The sequence below is a fragment of the Halomonas sp. KG2 genome (assembly GCA_030440445.1).
Taxonomy (GTDB): Bacteria; Pseudomonadota; Gammaproteobacteria; order Pseudomonadales; family Halomonadaceae; genus Vreelandella.
Window position 1 is genome coordinate 2133133 of sequence record CP098528.1, and the last position, 15817, is coordinate 2148949.

Annotated in this window: 15 protein-coding genes, 1 tRNA gene and 1 pseudogene; 11 read left to right on the forward strand and 6 right to left on the reverse strand. The window is 51.2% G+C overall.

Going from position 1 to position 15817, the window contains the following annotated elements; genetic code table 11:
- Positions 1-4: 4 nt before the first annotated feature.
- Positions 5-316, reverse strand: a complete 312-nt coding sequence (locus tag NDQ72_09900) for an SCP2 sterol-binding domain-containing protein (protein WKD30230.1) — start codon at positions 314-316, stop codon at positions 5-7.
- 139 nt (positions 317-455) lie between these two features.
- On the opposite strand from NDQ72_09900, the gene sohB reads away from it, so the two are divergent.
- On the forward strand, positions 456-1502 hold the full coding sequence (gene sohB, locus NDQ72_09905) for a protease SohB (GenBank protein ID WKD30231.1): 1047 nt from the start codon (positions 456-458) through the stop codon (positions 1500-1502).
- Positions 1503-1533: 31 nt separating this feature from the next.
- Here sohB and NDQ72_09910 read toward each other — a convergent pair whose 3' ends face one another.
- Positions 1534-1854, reverse strand: a complete 321-nt coding sequence (locus NDQ72_09910) for a metalloregulator ArsR/SmtB family transcription factor (GenBank protein ID WKD30232.1) — start codon at positions 1852-1854, stop codon at positions 1534-1536.
- 284 nt (positions 1855-2138) lie between these two features.
- On the opposite strand from NDQ72_09910, the gene NDQ72_09915 reads away from it, so the two are divergent.
- The 3 genes from NDQ72_09915 (at position 2139) to NDQ72_09925 (ending at position 5747) form a co-directional block, all read left to right on the forward strand.
- Positions 2139-4055: a propionyl-CoA synthetase gene (locus tag NDQ72_09915; GenBank protein ID WKD30233.1), complete on the forward strand. Its 1917-nt coding sequence runs from the start codon at positions 2139-2141 to the stop codon at positions 4053-4055.
- 162 nt (positions 4056-4217) lie between these two features.
- A complete protein-coding gene (locus tag NDQ72_09920) occupies positions 4218-4886 on the forward strand; it encodes a 7-cyano-7-deazaguanine/7-aminomethyl-7-deazaguanine transporter (protein ID WKD30234.1) in 669 nt (222 codons plus the stop codon).
- 54 nt (positions 4887-4940) lie between these two features.
- Positions 4941-5747 (forward strand): alpha/beta fold hydrolase, encoded by an 807-nt coding sequence (locus tag NDQ72_09925; GenBank protein WKD30235.1) that lies wholly within the window; start codon positions 4941-4943, stop codon positions 5745-5747.
- Between the two features lie 28 nt (positions 5748-5775).
- Here NDQ72_09925 and NDQ72_09930 read toward each other — a convergent pair whose 3' ends face one another.
- Both NDQ72_09930 and NDQ72_09935 read right to left on the reverse strand, forming a co-directional pair.
- On the reverse strand, positions 5776-7161 hold the full coding sequence (locus NDQ72_09930; GenBank protein WKD30236.1) for an exonuclease domain-containing protein: 1386 nt from the start codon (positions 7159-7161) through the stop codon (positions 5776-5778).
- A 12-nt stretch (positions 7162-7173) separates the two neighbouring features.
- Positions 7174-8334, reverse strand: coding sequence for an ABC transporter substrate-binding protein (locus tag NDQ72_09935; GenBank protein ID WKD30237.1), 1161 nt, complete (start codon positions 8332-8334; stop codon positions 7174-7176).
- Positions 8335-8481: 147 nt separating this feature from the next.
- Between NDQ72_09935 and NDQ72_09940 the strand changes: the two genes are divergently transcribed.
- The 7 genes and pseudogenes from NDQ72_09940 (at position 8482) to NDQ72_09970 (ending at position 14082) form a co-directional block, all read left to right on the forward strand.
- Positions 8482-10188 (forward strand): potassium/proton antiporter, encoded by a 1707-nt coding sequence (locus tag NDQ72_09940; GenBank protein WKD30238.1) that lies wholly within the window; start codon positions 8482-8484, stop codon positions 10186-10188.
- A gap of 58 nt (positions 10189-10246) precedes the next feature.
- A tRNA-Ser gene (locus NDQ72_09945) sits at positions 10247-10337 on the forward strand.
- 486 nt (positions 10338-10823) lie between these two features.
- A complete protein-coding gene (locus tag NDQ72_09950) occupies positions 10824-11117 on the forward strand; it encodes a hypothetical protein (protein WKD30239.1) in 294 nt (97 codons plus the stop codon).
- 90 nt (positions 11118-11207) lie between these two features.
- On the forward strand, positions 11208-11615 hold the full coding sequence (locus NDQ72_09955; protein WKD30240.1) for a hypothetical protein: 408 nt from the start codon (positions 11208-11210) through the stop codon (positions 11613-11615).
- A 341-nt stretch (positions 11616-11956) separates the two neighbouring features.
- Positions 11957-12454 carry a hypothetical protein gene (locus tag NDQ72_09960; protein ID WKD30241.1) on the forward strand — a complete coding sequence of 166 codons (498 nt, stop codon included), beginning with the start codon at positions 11957-11959 and terminating at the stop codon, positions 12452-12454.
- Positions 12455-12511: 57 nt separating this feature from the next.
- A pseudogene (locus tag NDQ72_09965) lies at positions 12512-12595 on the forward strand (hypothetical protein).
- A gap of 209 nt (positions 12596-12804) precedes the next feature.
- Positions 12805-14082: an IS3 family transposase gene (locus tag NDQ72_09970; GenBank protein WKD30242.1), complete on the forward strand. Its 1278-nt coding sequence runs from the start codon at positions 12805-12807 to the stop codon at positions 14080-14082.
- A gap of 272 nt (positions 14083-14354) precedes the next feature.
- Here the strand turns inward: NDQ72_09970 and NDQ72_09975 are convergent, their stop codons facing one another.
- The gene (locus NDQ72_09975; protein ID WKD30243.1) at positions 14355-15134 is read right to left on the reverse strand and encodes a transporter substrate-binding domain-containing protein; all 780 of its coding nucleotides are present in this window, start codon (positions 15132-15134) and stop codon (positions 14355-14357) included.
- A gap of 175 nt (positions 15135-15309) precedes the next feature.
- Positions 15310-15627 (reverse strand): hypothetical protein, encoded by a 318-nt coding sequence (locus NDQ72_09980; protein WKD30244.1) that lies wholly within the window; start codon positions 15625-15627, stop codon positions 15310-15312.
- Positions 15628-15817 lie beyond the last annotated feature (190 nt).

Sequence of the window (15817 nt, forward strand, 5' to 3'; positions counted from 1 at the left end):
GGCATTATTTACTGGGAAACAGGCTGGTCAGCTTAGTGGCCAGCATGACATTGCCGGTAGCTTTCAGCTTACCCGTCATAAAAGCCGTCATGCCGTTGACGTCTCCGCTCATGATGCCTTTAAGCGTATCTGAACTCATGCTTAGGCTTACAGAAGGGTCGTCGTGCTCACCTTCGTGTGCGTCCAGAGTTCCATCTTGGATAACCATGTAATGGCTGCCCGCGTCAGAGAAATGAAATTGAAATACCTCATCCATGCCTTTGGCGGCTTCTGGATTAAAGCGCGACTGAAGTTTATCTAACGTGTTCGATGACATTATAAATTCCCAAAGATTATTTGGTCGTTAACCAAGCAGGTGTAAGGCGTTAGGTGAGTTAGTTTCTCACGACGCTATTAACGAGGTTATTTTAAACAAGTGTTTTAATCAAGCTAGATTGTCGAGTAGGAGAGAAGGTATGAGTGACTGGATGGTAGAGATGGGCACGTTTTTGATTCAAGCCAGCTTGCTGATGGCGATGGCAGGTATCGTGCTGGCGCTAATATTGCGTAATAAGGAGAGTGGGGATAATAGCCTTAAGCTCAGCGTAGAGTCGCTTAATGACCAGCGGCGTTCCCGTGGCCGCAGGCTGCGCGTTGCCACGACAGAACAAGGTGCACGGAAAAAACTGGTAAAAGTGTTTCGCCAAGAAGAGAAAGCAAAGCACAAGGCCGCCAAGCAAGGTAAAGGAGAGGCTCAGAGCGCTCAGAAGGTATGGGTATTGGACTTTCATGGTGATCTCAAGGCGTCACAAACTGAGCAGTTTGCTCAAGAAGTTTCTGCGCTTATTGATGTTGCCGCAGCCGAGGATGAAGTTGTCGTGCGGTTAGAGTCGGCGGGCGGGCTCGTGCATGCCTATGGCTTAGCGGCAGCGCAGCTTGACCGTCTTCAAGCGGCAGGTTTAACCACAACGGTATGTATCGACAAAGTGGCCGCCAGCGGTGGATATATGATGGCGTGTACAGCTAACCATATTAAAGCTGCGCCGTTTGCGGTGATTGGCTCTATTGGCGTTGTGGCTCAGGTGCCTAATATTCATCGCTTGCTAAAGCGCAATGATATCGATGTTGAACTTCTGACGGCGGGCAAATACAAACGAACCCTGACCGTGCTGGGGGAAAACACCGAAGAGGGTCGTGAAAAGTTTATTGATGATTTAGAAAATACCCATCGGTTGTTTAAAGAGTATGTCTCTCAGCATCGTCCTGACATGGACATTGATGCACTAGCAACGGGTGAAATCTGGTACGGCAGCGAAGCGCTAGAACAGAAACTGACCGACAGCATTGGTACCAGTGAGGCGTATTTGGTAGAGCGCATGGCGCAGGCTCAGGTGTATTGCGTGAAGCTTGAACCGCCGAAAACCCTCAGCCGTAAGGTAGGCTTGGCTGTGTCGGCGGGCGTCGAGCAAGCCATTGTTAAAGGGCTTGGTTTAATCGATGCGGCGGGTTGGCAGCGTCGATAGTCGATAGCTACTGTTAATAGCTGCTTGGCAGTTAGACGGCGTAGTGGTGCGCCAGGGTGTCAATAATTGCCTTGGCGCTTTCACTACTTAATGAGTAGTAAATGGTTTGCGATTCGCGGCGAGTGTCGACCAACTGATCGCGGCGCAAAATTGCCAAGTGCTGGCTTAACGCTGACTGGCTTAGCTCCAATTGCTGGTTGATTTGAGTGACTGAGAGCTCTTTTTCTGCCAGCAGACAGAGTATTTGAAGACGTTTTTCGTTTGCCAATGCTTTAAGTAGATTAGTGCCCGCCTCAATGGCGTGGCAATCATGTTCCAGTAAACGGGCAGCGGCGCTAGTAGAAGCAGACATGAGGATCTCCTTGCCTACACGGTTGTGAGCATTGTTATAGGTTATTTAGGCATCGTCGCGTCGCGAGGATCAGTTGTTGAATGATCAGTAATTTAGCGGTATTTGTCCAAACGCTGGTTTAACGCTCTATCAATGGTAGTGACGTGGCGTTTTGTCGACAATGGTGCTGGGTGTGTAGCGCTTTAGTCGCGATTTATCCCATAGTATGAGGGTGTGGCGGCTGTTTTCTTTATAAAGTGTCAACAATCGATCGCTTTCATTGACACAATAAAGGCAAGCCCACCATGAGCCTCTATCAGCAAACGTATCAGCACTCTGTCGAAAGCCCCGAAACATTCTGGGCTGAGCAGGCCAAGCGACTGCCTTGGTTCAAATTTCCTTCCACAATTCTTAGCTATGACGATCAGCAGCATGCACGCTGGTTTGACGATGGCGAGCTGAATATTTGCTACGCGGCGATCGATTACCACGTCGAGCAGGGCAGAGGCGACCAGCCCGCTATCCTATGGGATTCTCCCGTTACCCAATCAAAGCAAGTCATTACCTATCAAACGTTGCGTGATCGTGTCGCGCAGTTTGCCGGAGGACTTGCGCGCCTTGGTGTAACTAAGGGGGACCGAGTGGTCATTTACATGCCGATGGTGCCCGAGGCGCTCATCGCAATGTATGCATGTGCCCGATTAGGGGCGGTTCACTCGGTTGTGTTTGGAGGTTTCGCACCCCACGAACTGGCGGTGCGCATTGAAGATGCTGAGCCAAAAGTAGTGATTGCTGCTTCTTGTGGCATAGAAGTGGATAAAGTGCTTCCCTACAAACCTATTGTTGATCAAGCCATTACACTCAGCAGCTTTAAACCGGATGCCTGCGTCATTTTTCAACGTGAAGCCCATCGTGCGGAACTCCATCAAGGTGACCATGATTGGCAAGCACTGGTAGCGGATGCGCCGTTTGCGGATTGTGTTCCAGTAAAAGCGACCGACCCACTCTATATCCTGTATACCTCGGGCACGACAGGTAAGCCCAAAGGGGTCATGCGAGACACAGGCGGATACGCGGTAGCGTTAGCCTATTCGATGGAAGCAATTTATGCCCTGAATCCTGGCGATGTGATGTTTACCGCATCGGATGTGGGGTGGGTAGTAGGACACTCTTATATTGTGTATGCGCCGCTGCTGAGAGGATGCACCACAATCGTGTATGAGGGGAAACCCGTTAAAACACCTGATGCAGGCGGCTTTTGGCGGTTGATTGACGAGTACAAGGTTAAAAGCTTTTTCACTGCACCGACTGCTTTCCGCGCCATCAAAAAAGAAGACCCTGATGCCAAGTTGCTAGCTAATTATGATATCAGCAGTCTCGAACACCTCTATGTAGCGGGTGAGCGCTTAGACCCACCGACATTTCATTGGCTCGATGACCTGCTGGATGTGCCGGTCATCGATCATTGGTGGCAAACTGAAACCGGCTGGCCTATTGCAGCAAACTTGCCGGGCATTGAATCTGCGCCCACCAAAGCAGGCTCGGCTACCTTCCCTGTACCTGGTTTTAACGTGCAAATTTTGGATCGTGACGGTGAGCAAGCAGACCCGATGCAGCAGGGCAGCGTGGTCATTAAGCAACCGCTTCCGCCTGGCTGCCTTACCGGTATTTGGCGTGATCCCCAGCGTTTTCATAGTGCCTATATGGCAGCCTACCCAGGTTATTACCTGACTGGCGATGGTGGCTACTTTGATGAAGAGGGATACTTGTTCATCATGGGTAGAACCGATGACGTGATTAACGTTGCCGGGCATCGTCTTTCTACCGGTGAAATGGAAGAAATCGTCGGTGCGCACCCTGCGGTGGCTGAGTGTGCCGTGATTGGTATTCACGACGAGCTAAAAGGCCAACTGCCGATCGGGCTGGTGATCACTAAAGATGGTTTCGATGGCGATGAGGCAACGCTTGAGGCAGAGCTAATTAGCCGAGTACGCGAGCACATTGGGCCGATTGCTTGCTTTAAGCAGGTGTTGGTCGTCAATCGCTTGCCTAAAACCCGCTCGGGTAAAATCTTGCGCAAGTTGCTGCGTAATATTGCCGACGGTAAGTCGTTCGGCATTCCCTCAACCATTGATGATCCGACTAGCTTAGAAGACGTCCATGCGGCGATGCGTGAGCGTTCTGTCGGCGCATCTGATCAAGCCAAGTCGCTAGACGTTTAGGTTAAAACGCTGCTAATAGCGTGATGAATAGAGTCGCCCGGGCAGGTGGGCGACTTTAATTACCTAACAGAAGGCGTATAATGCGCGCCCCAGTGGCGTTAACCGCGCTTATTATATGAGGGTTCCCTAACCCCTCGGACTTGCAAAAAAAGGCCAACCTGCATGTTTGCATTAACCGACACCCAGCACCGTCGTTGCCTTCTGATAATGGTCGCGTTTCATATTGGTATTATTGCCGCCAGTAACTACTTGGTTCAATTGCCATTTACTCTGTTTGGTTTCCATACCACCTGGGGCGCATTCAGTTTCCCCTTTATCTTTCTGGCAACTGACTTAACGGTTCGCCTGTTCGGCAAAGGGCCGGCTCGCTCAATTATACTGCGCGTCATGTTTCCGGCGTTGGTGGTCTCCTACGTTATTTCGGTAATTTTTCCACGAGGAAGCTTTGTCGGTATCGAAGCCTTGGGGGAATGGAATTTATTTGTTGCCCGTATCGCGTTGGCTAGTTTCCTTGCTTACGTGCTAGGCCAGTTACTCGATGTTCAAGTGTTTGATCGTCTTCGTCAGTGGGCGTGGTGGGTAGCTCCCGTATGTTCTACCGTATTGGGCAATCTAGCGGATACCTTTGCTTTCTTTGCGACTGCATTTTATAACAGCCCAGACCCTTTTATGGCCGAACATTGGGTAGAAATAGCCGTGGTCGACTACGCCATTAAGCTTGGCATTAGTCTATTATTCTTCCTGCCTTTATATGGCCTGTTGCTAGCGTGGCTAACGCGTCGGCTAGTCGTGTGGACAGGGCAAACTGACGCATGCCCCCGAACCGCATAACGGCTAGGCTTAACGACCAAGCATACATCCAAGCGTTACGACTGAGGAGCCCGCATGACTGATGATGCCCGTGTTGATCTTTATGTGATCGATTTGCCCGACGAATCAGGTAGCGACGATCAACTACCTCTTGTGGTGATCCACGGTTTATTGGGTAGCGCCGATAACTGGCGTTCGCATTTAAAGATTTGGCAGCGCAGTAGGCGGGTTATTGCTGTGGATCTTCGCAACCACGGTCGTTCACCTCATACAGAAGGTATGAGCTATACCGCGATGAGCCAAGACGTGTTGGCGGCGCTCGATAAGCTTGGGATCGAACGCGCGCATGTATTGGGTCACTCAATGGGCGGTAAGGTGGCTATAACGCTGGCGCGTATGAGCCCTGAACGCTGCGCGTCACTGGTGGTGGCAGATATTGCTCCGGTGGCTTATCAGCACGGTCACGACGATGTGTTTGCTGCACTCGAACGAGTAAAAGCGGCTAAACCCACTAACCGCCGTGAAGCCGATGCCTTATTGGCCGAGCATGTTGACTCCCGTCCAACTCGGTTGTTTCTTGCCACCAATTTAGTGCGCAATGAGCAGGGTGAGATGGAGGTGCGCGTTGGGTTGGATGAAATTCAACGTGGTTATGAGGCGATTATTGGCAAACCCGATGGTGATCGTGCTTTTGAAGGGCCGACACTGGTGCTTAAAGGCGCTGATTCGCACTACGTCGCCGATGACATGCTACCAGCGCTACGCGAAGTACTGCCACGGGCAAGAGTAGTAACACTTAAAAACGCCGGGCATTGGCTTCACGCCGATCAGCCAGAAGCATTCCAACAAGCCGTTGATGCATTTATGGCCGCCCACGCGTAGCCTGAAGGCAACGCTAAGTAACGTAGAGCTAGAGCGGCGACACCGTCAGGTTATGCCGCTCTGGCTCGCGTAAAAAGCGGTTTAGAATGCGATAGGTATCCACATCAAATTTGGCAGCGACTCCCTTTAGCCCCAGGGCACGCTGTCTGGTCGTGGCGCTGCCTAAATAGCACCAGTGATCGACCACATGATGGCTAGTTGGGCCATTTTTACGGCTTTTCTCGCGAATAATAATTCGCCCCGGCCAAGGCCATGTTTTTACTTGAAAAGATGCTAGTGCTTCTTGAGCGCGCTGCGTGTGGTTTTCAAGTGGCTCCTGTCCACAGCAGGCGCCTCGACACTTGCCTAACTGATTAGCAAAACACCGTCCTGTTCCCTTATCTATTCCGAGCACCTGCGGGCAAAGCTGATGTGTTTCAGCAATATTGCGCAGCGCATCTTTAGCTTCTTTGGCACTGCGAAACAGCCCAAATAGCTTTCCTGGCTGAGGCTGGCTGATGGCTTTGCCGCTGACCAGTGTTGGGCAAGGTTGATCGGTTGGCCAATACCACGTTTTTAAATGCCCCTGACGGCGTAACTGTCGGTTCATAATCGGCATCAGCTCTTTGACCAGTTGAGCCTCTCTCAGTTGGGCGCTTAAATCGCCAGCGGTTTCTTCCCACTCAACATGCTGTATTTGCTGGGCAAGGCGCATCTCTTTGTCGTCCTGGTGGTCGCGCTGGAAATGGCCCAGCACGCGGCTGCGCAAATTAACGCTTTTGCCAACGTACAAGGGAAGGCGATTGTGACCATAAAACAAATAAACCCCGGGTGAAGCAGGAAGCCCGGTTAGCTGCTCACTGGGTAAATGTGCGGGCAGGCTTCGGTGGCGCTGCTCATCGGCAAGGGCGGCTTGCCAGCTGTCAGCGTCATACTGTTGTTGCCAGGTTTCCCACAGCTGCCAAAGCGCAGTGGCATCATCCTCTGCCCGATGCTGGCGGACTTGTGGAATGTTGAAATGCGCCAATAAGGCGCGGAGATTGTGCTTGGGCAGTTCAGGCATTAAGCGGCGGGAAATGCGCAGTGTGCAGAGGAGGTGCGGCTGATAGGTAATGTCGGCACGCTTGAACTCGTTGCGCAGAAAACTGGCATCAAAGCGTGCATTGTGGGCGACAAGACAGTCTTCACCGAGCCATTCGCGCAAGCTGCGCGCAATGGCCTGAAAAGAGGGCGCATCAATCAGCATATCATCATAAATGCCGGTGAGCTGGCTGATGTGAGAAGGCACGCCGGTGCCGGGATTAATCAGGCTGACCCAGCGATCCGTTATGTGATCATTGACTACCTTTAATGCCGCGATTTCGGTAATGCGGTCACGCGTCGCACGGGTTCCCGTTGTCTCAACATCAATAAATATCAGTGGCGTGTTACTCATGGTGCTTTCGTTTCAGCGTACATCGGTCAACGTATGAGGGTTGACGGCTAGTCGGGAAACCGGCAATGCTGTTTCGATAATACCTGCTTGCTCAAGATAGTGCTCAAATGATGCATAGCGTCGGGCATCAAGAGCCGCCGGGCTAATGGCAATGCGGCGTAATAGGTCGTCCCAGGCGGCTTCGTTAATCGCATTATCCAGAGCAGGGTAGCTACTAATCAGCAACGACCATGCTGCATCCGGGTTTTCAATAATCCAATTACTCGCCTCTTCCAAGGCCACAAGAACACGTGACCAGGTAGCTGCTTGTTTTGTTACTGTGTCGCTATGTGCCAGCAGTATCAAACCATCATGACGCGGCACGTCAACATCGTTGTAACGCACGGTATGGGTGACGATGCCATCTGACGCCAGCTGCTTTGGCAGCGTGTGATAAAAACCATCGGCGATGGCATCAACACGGCCTTCTCGCAGGGCGCCGGCAGCATCAAAGTGGACGCTTTCCGGCGGGGCGAAATCGTCGATTTGGCGAAATGAGGTAGGCACCAGTTGGTCCGCCAGCACATCACGCCCTTCGCGAGTTGAAAAGCCATAGTGCAAGCCGGCAAGTTGATCGGTAGTTTCGCCTGTTGGGGCGTCTCCTGCCACGATGACAGCATTGAGTGGCGTCTCAATCAGCGTACCAATACGGGTAATTGTGGCTCCATCGTGAGCGTGTAAATGCAACAACGGCTGACGCGTTAACGCCAGATCAACTTCTCCCGCCGTCAACAGTTTGATCGCGATGGATGGGTCTGCGGGGGTTAATAATTCAAGTTCAAGTCCTTGGGCAGCAAACAGGCCACGCTGCTTCGCCACAATTAAGGCTGCGTGCTGAGGGCTGACATACCAATCGAGCATTAGACGAAGCTGCTTTAAGGGGGGCGGCTCTAATGGCGGTGGTGGTATAAGCGCCATACTGGGCGCTTCTTCCGGCTCATCTTCTGCTGCGTCATTGTCTATAGGTGGCCATAGCCCAATGGGCAATGATACCTCGCTCTCAAGCGTAAGCGGCTCACTGCTACTAACTGTTTCGCTGTCTTCATTTGCGTAAGTGGCTGAAATTGAAAATAATAAAAAAATGCTTAATGTAAAGAATACAAGTGAACCGACACGCCAAAAAGCGTTCAACATAACCTTAACTCCCGATGGTATGACGCCGGAGTTTAGCTGTGAGATGAAGGATCTGGCTAGCCCCTGTAAGCGACAAGCCTAACAAGCTCAGTAAATTGTACAGCGGCATGTAATAATAGAACGGCATTAATGGTGAGACGGAGAGACATGGACGCAATTTACACGTTCTTCTTAGTAGGCGGTTCCCTGATGGCGCTCAGCATTTTAGCGAGCCGTCTTTCTTCAATGATGGGAGTGCCGCTGCTACTGATTTTCTTAGGACTTGGCATGCTGGCGGGAGAAGAGGGCCTGCTAGGGGTTGAGTTTGACGATTACACCATGGCGTTCACAATTGGCCATCTAGCACTCGCAATGATTCTGTTGGATGGCGGCCTTCGCACTCGATTAAAAACGTTCCGTGTCGGCTTTAGGCCAGCGCTCTCGTTAGCCACCTTTGGCGTCTTTATTACCAGCGCTATTGTTGGTGTCATTTCCATGTGGGTGTTTGATCTTTCCCTAGTACAAGGGTTGCTTGTTGGGGCAATTGTTGGCTCCACCGATGCCGCAGCCGTGTTCTCGATGCTTAGCGGCCGTGGGGTTAACCTCAACGAGCGGGTAGGGGCCACGCTGGAAATTGAATCGGGTACCAACGACCCGATGGCCATTTTCCTCACGCTGATGTTGGTCGAGCTGCTGGTTGGCGATATTGGCGGCATTGGCGAAACACTGCTGTTCTTTATTTCCCAGTTTGGTATTGGTTTAGTTGTTGGTATTGGTGGTGGCTGGATCAGCGCTAAGCTGCTGCGTTGGTTAGATCTAGCCCCGGGCCTTTATGCCATGCTAGCGCTGGCGCTTGGGTTTAGCGTGTTTGGGTTAACCAGCGTGCTAGGCGGCAGCGGCTTCCTGGCCATTTATTTAGCAGGGTTGATGATTGGTAATCAGCCTGGGCGCCACCTTAATTTTATTCTTCCAGTACACGACGGGTTGGCTTGGCTGAGCCAAATTGGTTTGTTCCTGGTGCTGGGCTTACTCGTCACGCCAAGCCAGCTCTGGGACGTGGCATTGCCAGCAGGACTCGTTGCGCTAGCACTGATTTTTGTTGCGCGCCCCCTGGCGGTGTTGATCACCATTAAGCCATTTTTCAAATTCCGCTGGCGAGAAACCTTCTTTATTGCCTGGGTTGGCCTGCGGGGCGCGGTACCTATTGTGTTGGCTATCTTCCCGTTAATCGGCGGGGTAGAAAACGCCTCGTTGTACTTTAACGTAGCGTTTGCGGTGGTACTGATGTCGCTGCTTATTCAGGGCGGTTCGCTAACACTTATGGCGCGATGGTTGAAAGTAGAAGTGCCAGTAGGTACCACGCCGAACCGCCGAGGGCCGCTAGGCATAATGCCGGATAATGATTTTGAGATGTTTGTTTACGTGGTCGAAAATGAAGACTTAGAAGATGTTCCTATCCGGCTACTGCGTTTCCCTTCGGGCGCTTTGATTTCGGCGCTATTTCGCAACCACGTGATGCTTCACCCCAAAGGGAGTACGCGGCTAAAGCTTGATGATGTCATTTGTGTCATTGGCCGCACCGAAGACCTCGTCGCGCTCAATCGCCTATTCAACGGCGATGCAAAGCTCAAACAAGAGCGGGCCTTCTTTGGTACCTTTACCTTGGATGGCGAAGCGCAAATGCAGGATATTGCCCAAGCCTACGGTTTAACCTTAAGCCCTGGTGAGCAGGACATGACGCTTGCGGAGTTTATCTCGCTACGCGTCGGCGGCCACCCAGTAGTAGGCGACGATGTCGACTGGCATGGTATTCACTGGGTGGTTAGTGAAATGGAAGGTGGGAACATTACTCGTGTTGGCTTAAGGCTCTACTAATTAATCGGAAAGGCGTTGACTTCCAAGGGAAAGCTGTTATTATACGCACCCATAAGCCGGAGGGATGGCAGAGCGGTTGAATGCACCGGTCTTGAAAACCGGCATAGGTTAATAGCCTATCCAGGGTTCGAATCCCTGTCCCTCCGCCACTTATCTCGAAAAGCCCCTGATTCGTCAGGGGCTTTTTTCGTTTCTATGCTCTGCGCTTCCTTCCTTCCTTCCTTCCTAGCAAGCCCTCTATAAAATTCACCGGTCTTTCAGTGTGTCCAGATTGTGTCTGGGAATCTTGAGCCGCTTCGACCGGCGGGATTCCTGCTGATCTTATTCTAGCCTATATATCCTTCGTGCTCTTTTGCTGACTCGAAAGAGTGACAGGACCGCCCGCTACGCTAGTGTCATCTTAATAATTGTGAGAGATTGTGGTGGGCTGGTGTCGACCCTGAGCGGACATGCCAGGAAATGCAGTAGGCGCGCGAATTTTGGACATTCTTCCTAATTAAAATTAATTTATTTAAAAATAATATACTTAGAAGAACCTAGCAGGCTGCATTTACCGGGAAAAAGTGCAAGCACGTTCATTCAATCATAGAGCGCGCCGTCTAATACACAGTTAAAACTCAAAGGTAATATCGGACATGAAAACACTAGCAGAGTTGTCGTTCGAATATATGTGGCTTCACATGTTCGAGGGTGAGGAAATAATCGATCTAGATTACTCAGTAAAAATTCAAGAGAGTCTCCCAGATTATTTCGCAGAAATGACAGATGAAGAAAAACGAGCTTTGTCCGAAGTTGCAAAAGAAGCTCAATCAAGGCTGCTGGCTGAGCCCGATGAGCATGGGTCCACGCCTCGTTCGCTAATTACTAATGAGCAAAAGGCGTTTATGGAGGCATTGTCATCCGGGAAGCTTTTTGAGCAATGGGTGTGAAAACTTTAACAAGGCCAAGCAGCATCGCCCCTTCGGGGCTGGACCTCGCTATGCTAGGCCGCTGTTGGCGGTGATAACTTAAGGTGAAGTATGGAAGAATTTCCAATAGAACAACTATCGTTTACTACGGCAAGAATAAGTGGTGCTGATGGGAACGCTTCTATTGAAGTTGTTGTAGAACCTTTTGATTTGGAGCTGGATGAATATTCGGAGTCCGTAGACACACTTATTCGCTTAGATTCAATTAACCTTCCGGTTGATCCTAAGCAACTCGAAGGAAAAGAGTTCAATTTCCCCACAAACCCTGAACCTGGGTATATTGACGGATCTATATACTTTTTCGCAGCTCACAACCCAATAGATGTCACATGTATAAGGTTTGGTGAAATCTCAGAAGGTAAAATGCCTCTAACTTTAGAAAGCATATGGGTTCTAGAGTATGAGAGCACCGGCTTCAAAAATTTAAGCAAAACGGTAGAAGTGTGTGTTGAGTTATAACAAGCCGCGGCAGGTGGATCAAATTCCCGCTCCTTCGTCGCTAAAATTTTCCCGCTGCGCGGGGCGTTATATCAGCACTACCTCAAAGACCGCTCTTGGCCGTTAACTGCCTTTAGCTCTTATCCTCGCTTAAGCAACCCGAGGCCTCGCTCACTACTCTCCGCGGCCTATTCGCTCATAACGTTCCATCGAAGCGCTCTCAAGCGCTTTTTTTGTTGGGTAATTTTTTGTGACAGGTTTCGCTTCCTAAGCTACTGTCATCTTAAGGATTGTGAGTGATTGCGATGGGCTGGTTTCGACCTCAAGTTCACGTTGAGTAGCGCTAAAAAAGGGAAGTAAGCATGTTTAAAAAAAGCAATTTATTCTCTATTTCGACCGCTGCGGCGCTTTCTCTGCTGCTAGTTTCCACTACGCTGGCTAGTGAGGCTAGTGAGGCTAGTGAGGCTAGTGAGGCTAGTGAGGCTAGTGAGGCTAGTGAGGCTAGTGAGGCTAGTGAGGCTAGTGAGGCTAGTGAGGCTAGTGAGGCTAGTGAGGCTAGTGAGGCTAGTGAGGCTAATGGAGTGTATAGCGAGACGGCAACAGGGATGGTTGAGCTCGTTGTTCAAGCAATCTGCGATGGCGATATAGAAAGGCACCTTGGAATGCATCAACGGAAAATTGAACCGGACCCCTATTATGAAGAGAAATTTTCTCTCTTCCATGAAGCGTGTAACGATGCGGGTATTGCGGAGATTGAAGTAACCTCGGATTTCGATGATGACGTCATGCAAGAGCAGAAGCGGCGGTATTTAATTGACGCGAATATTGTGATGGGAGACGGGCCCCCTCTGTCAGCCTAGTTGTCCGGTTGGCGATATCGCCTAAACTCAGTCCAGAGGGAGCGGTATGGAATTCATGTGCCACGTTATTCTGAAGAGCGTAAAGCCGCCATCCTGAAAAAGTTATTGCCGCCCCACAATCGCAGTGTGGCGTCGGTAGCAACGGAAGAAGGCATCTCCAACGCGACGCTGTATAGTTGGTTAAAACAGTGTCGAGAAAAAGGAGTGCCTGTGCCGGGTTACACCCAAGGCGACAACGAATGGTCACCTGACGCCAAGCTAGCCGTTGTCATCGAAACCGCGACGATGTCAGAAACAGAGCTTGGCGCTTACTGTCGTGAAAAAGGCCTTTATCCCGAGCAAATCCAGCAATGGAAAGCCGCTTGTCTCGAAGGAGCTGGTCGGCAAGAAGAGCAGGCAAAAGCAGCGCAGAAACAGCGCAAAGAAGACCGAAAGACCATCAAGCAGCTCAAAGCGGAAGTACGGCGCAAAGACAAGGTGCTGGCAGAAACAACGTCGTTGCTGGTGCTTTCAAAAAAGCTCGAAGCCTTGTACGGCGAGGATCCGGACAGCGGCGAGGACGACTAACGCCTCTAAAGGAACGTGCAAGGCTCATCGCGCTATTTGACGAAGCGGTTATGGGTGGCGCGTCCCGTTATCAAGCGGCTGCCGTGATCGGCATAAGCGAACGCACACTGAAGCGGTGGCGATCTGAGCGCGGCGCTATTGTCGAGGATCAGCGTCCACATGCAGGGCAACACAGGCAGCCGCATCAGCTGACGCATGAGGAAGAGCAAGCCATTTTGAACACGTGCCATCGCCCCGAGTATCAGAGCTTGCCGCCGTCTCAAATCGTTCCTTTATTGGCCGACGAAGGCGTCTATCTGGCCTCCGAATCGTCGTTTTATCGGGTCTTGAAAAAGCATCATCAGCAGCACCATCGTGGCCGTATGAAACCACGTCGTTCAGTCCCCGAGCCGACTAGCTTTACGGCTACAGGGCCAAACCAGGTCTGGAGCTGGGACATCAGTTATTGTGCCTCCGTTGTGCGAGGTCAGCACTGGTATCTTTACCTGATCATGGATATCTACAGCCGCAAAATCATTGCTTGGGAAGTCCACGACACGGAATCGGGCGAGTTGGCTAAACAGCTTTTGGAACGTGCCTTGCTGCGAGAAGGTTGCTGGCATCAGCCGCCAGTACTGCACTCTGATAACGGAGCACCGATGACCTCCTATACGCTCAAAGCGAGGCTAACAGAGCTGGGCATGTTGATGTCTTACAGTCGGCCGAGAGTAAGCAATGATAACCCTTACTCGGAAGCGCTGTTCCGTACCGTCAAATACTGTCCAGCGTGGCCCACCAAGGGCTTCGCATCGCTGGGCGCGGTACGAGAATGGATGCTAGCGTTCGAGCGGGCTTACAACGAACAGCACCTGCACAGTGGCATCCAGTATGTCACGCCAGCGGACCGTCATCGCGGCGTAGACCAAGAGCGCCTGGAACGCCGGAACGCGGTATACCAACGTGCGAAGCAGCGACATCCGCAACGCTGGTCGGGCCACACTCGAAACTGGGAAGTCACCGGCCCAGTCTCGCTTAACCCGGGAAAAATGCACGAAATCGAGCGTAATCAACAGGCTGCTTAAGCGCAGCCATTTGGACAACTGGGTTGAAAATCACCGCGGGGCTGTTTACACAACGTCGATTCGAGTGGCTTGGGGCTCAGTCCAGGGGGCAGAAGATAGCGAGCCCGTTGAGACGTGGCGATTAGCTGGGCTGAGTAGGGTACAAGTGCCCATTCTTAATGAAGCACTGTCTCGGAATTAGATTTAGGTTGTCCTCTGCTTAATACAGCGACCCCAGGGTTAAGCGTCGCGTGCTATCCCTGGGGTTACCGTTGGCGAGATAGTGACAGAGCTTAGATCTTGATGTCGTAGTCGACGTATTTGTTCATTAACTCGTCGTAGGTGCCGTCTTGCTTGATTTCGCGCAGTGCCTCATTGAACTGCTCGGCCAGGGCTTCATTGCGAGGATGGAAGGCTGCTGCTACGCCATGCCCGAAATAGTGCTTGGGCTCGCGGATCAGTGGCGAGCTGGTGACAATCCCGCTGCCTTCAGCGTTAACTTCAAGCGATGACAGCGCCAGTGGGTAATACATAAACGCTGCATCTAAGCGGCCTGTTCTAATATCTACCGCGAGATCTTCGCCTGTTGCATAGCGCCGTACGTCAACGAGATCGCCATAGGTGTCGGTGATGTACTCATCGCGGATGGTGCCACGTTGAACGCCTACCGATATGCCTTCAAGGGCGTCGCGATCCTCAATATCGATCTCGTTGCCTTCCTGAGTCACCCAGACACTAGGGTTGCTGTAGTAGGGTTCTGAGAACAGCACTTGCTCGCGGCGCGCATCGGTGATTGCCATTGAGGACATGATGGCGTCGTACTTGCGTGCTAGTAGGCCGGGAATAATGCCGTCCCAACCTTGCTCTACCCATTCGCACTCACGCTCGATGCGTCGACATACTTCTTCACCCAGCTCCACCTCAAAGCCTGTTAGGGTGCCGTCGGGCAAGCGATATTCAAAAGGCTCAAAGGGAACATCAACAGCGAGGCGAAGTGGATCGTCGGCGTAGGCTGGAACGGCAAATAGCAGTGAGGTAAGTGCCGTTGCTATTCCTATGTGGCTGCGGGCCATAGTACTTTCCTTTTTTCGTTTTTATATAAGGTGTTGATTAAGCAATTTTGCATGATTCGCGTAATAGGTAAAGTGCTTTATAGAGGCTTGTTAAAAGTCTCTGTATCAATAGGTGTGCTCAGTATCCGTTGTAAAAGCTTCTGAAGAATCAGAGGCTTTTGTCGTTCCTAGGCGCTTAGCTTACGCGATTTAGCCGTTTGGCTATAAGGTTGATCGCAATGGCCGCCACTGTGCATGCTAGGGCAGGTAAAACAACGTCTAATACCGAATCCAACGTCCAGCCACGCCAAACACCTTCAAATATGCCCACCGGTAATGTTTGCCCCCATTCCCAACCACGTTGAACGGCTAGCCTGTATTCATGTTGTGCAATCTCACGCCCAAGCAGAAGTGCTACCGCGATGGTGCCGGTGACTCTTGCGTTTGCAAAAGGAAGCAGAGCCATTTGAATCAGCAGCGCGATAAACACATGCTCTAAATGGGTAATATTCACATTAGGCTCCCATATGGCGCTCGTGTGGATAATTAAGTGTGCACTATAATGCTCATTAATTCTTTGCTGTCGTAATTGTGTGCGCTAAACTGCTCATAATTAATCGGCTGAAGAGTTTTTGAGCGCTTTGCTGCACATTAGTGATTTCGGGCATCAGCGGCTTTGATACTAGCGACTTTCGACATGGGTG

Excerpts from the sequence above, each read along its gene's own strand:
- NDQ72_09935 (WKD30237.1), bottom strand. The coding sequence starts at position 8,334 with ATGTTGAACGCTTTTTGGCGTGTCGGTTCACTTGTATTCTTTACATTA.
- NDQ72_09975 (WKD30243.1), bottom strand. The coding sequence starts at position 15,134 with ATGGCCCGCAGCCACATAGGAATAGCAACGGCACTTACCTCACTGCTA.
- NDQ72_09960 (WKD30241.1), top strand. The coding sequence starts at position 11,957 with ATGTTTAAAAAAAGCAATTTATTCTCTATTTCGACCGCTGCGGCGCTT.
- NDQ72_09915 (WKD30233.1), top strand. The coding sequence starts at position 2,139 with ATGAGCCTCTATCAGCAAACGTATCAGCACTCTGTCGAAAGCCCCGAA.
- NDQ72_09940 (WKD30238.1), top strand. The coding sequence starts at position 8,482 with ATGGACGCAATTTACACGTTCTTCTTAGTAGGCGGTTCCCTGATGGCG.
- NDQ72_09970 (WKD30242.1), top strand. The coding sequence starts at position 12,805 with ATGGAAAGCCGCTTGTCTCGAAGGAGCTGGTCGGCAAGAAGAGCAGGC.
- NDQ72_09900 (WKD30230.1), bottom strand. The coding sequence starts at position 316 with ATGTCATCGAACACGTTAGATAAACTTCAGTCGCGCTTTAATCCAGAA.
- NDQ72_09920 (WKD30234.1), top strand. The coding sequence starts at position 4,218 with ATGTTTGCATTAACCGACACCCAGCACCGTCGTTGCCTTCTGATAATG.
- NDQ72_09950 (WKD30239.1), top strand. The coding sequence starts at position 10,824 with ATGAAAACACTAGCAGAGTTGTCGTTCGAATATATGTGGCTTCACATG.
- NDQ72_09955 (WKD30240.1), top strand. The coding sequence starts at position 11,208 with ATGGAAGAATTTCCAATAGAACAACTATCGTTTACTACGGCAAGAATA.
- NDQ72_09910 (WKD30232.1), bottom strand. The coding sequence starts at position 1,854 with ATGTCTGCTTCTACTAGCGCCGCTGCCCGTTTACTGGAACATGATTGC.
- NDQ72_09930 (WKD30236.1), bottom strand. The coding sequence starts at position 7,161 with ATGAGTAACACGCCACTGATATTTATTGATGTTGAGACAACGGGAACC.
- sohB (WKD30231.1), top strand. The coding sequence starts at position 456 with ATGAGTGACTGGATGGTAGAGATGGGCACGTTTTTGATTCAAGCCAGC.
- NDQ72_09925 (WKD30235.1), top strand. The coding sequence starts at position 4,941 with ATGACTGATGATGCCCGTGTTGATCTTTATGTGATCGATTTGCCCGAC.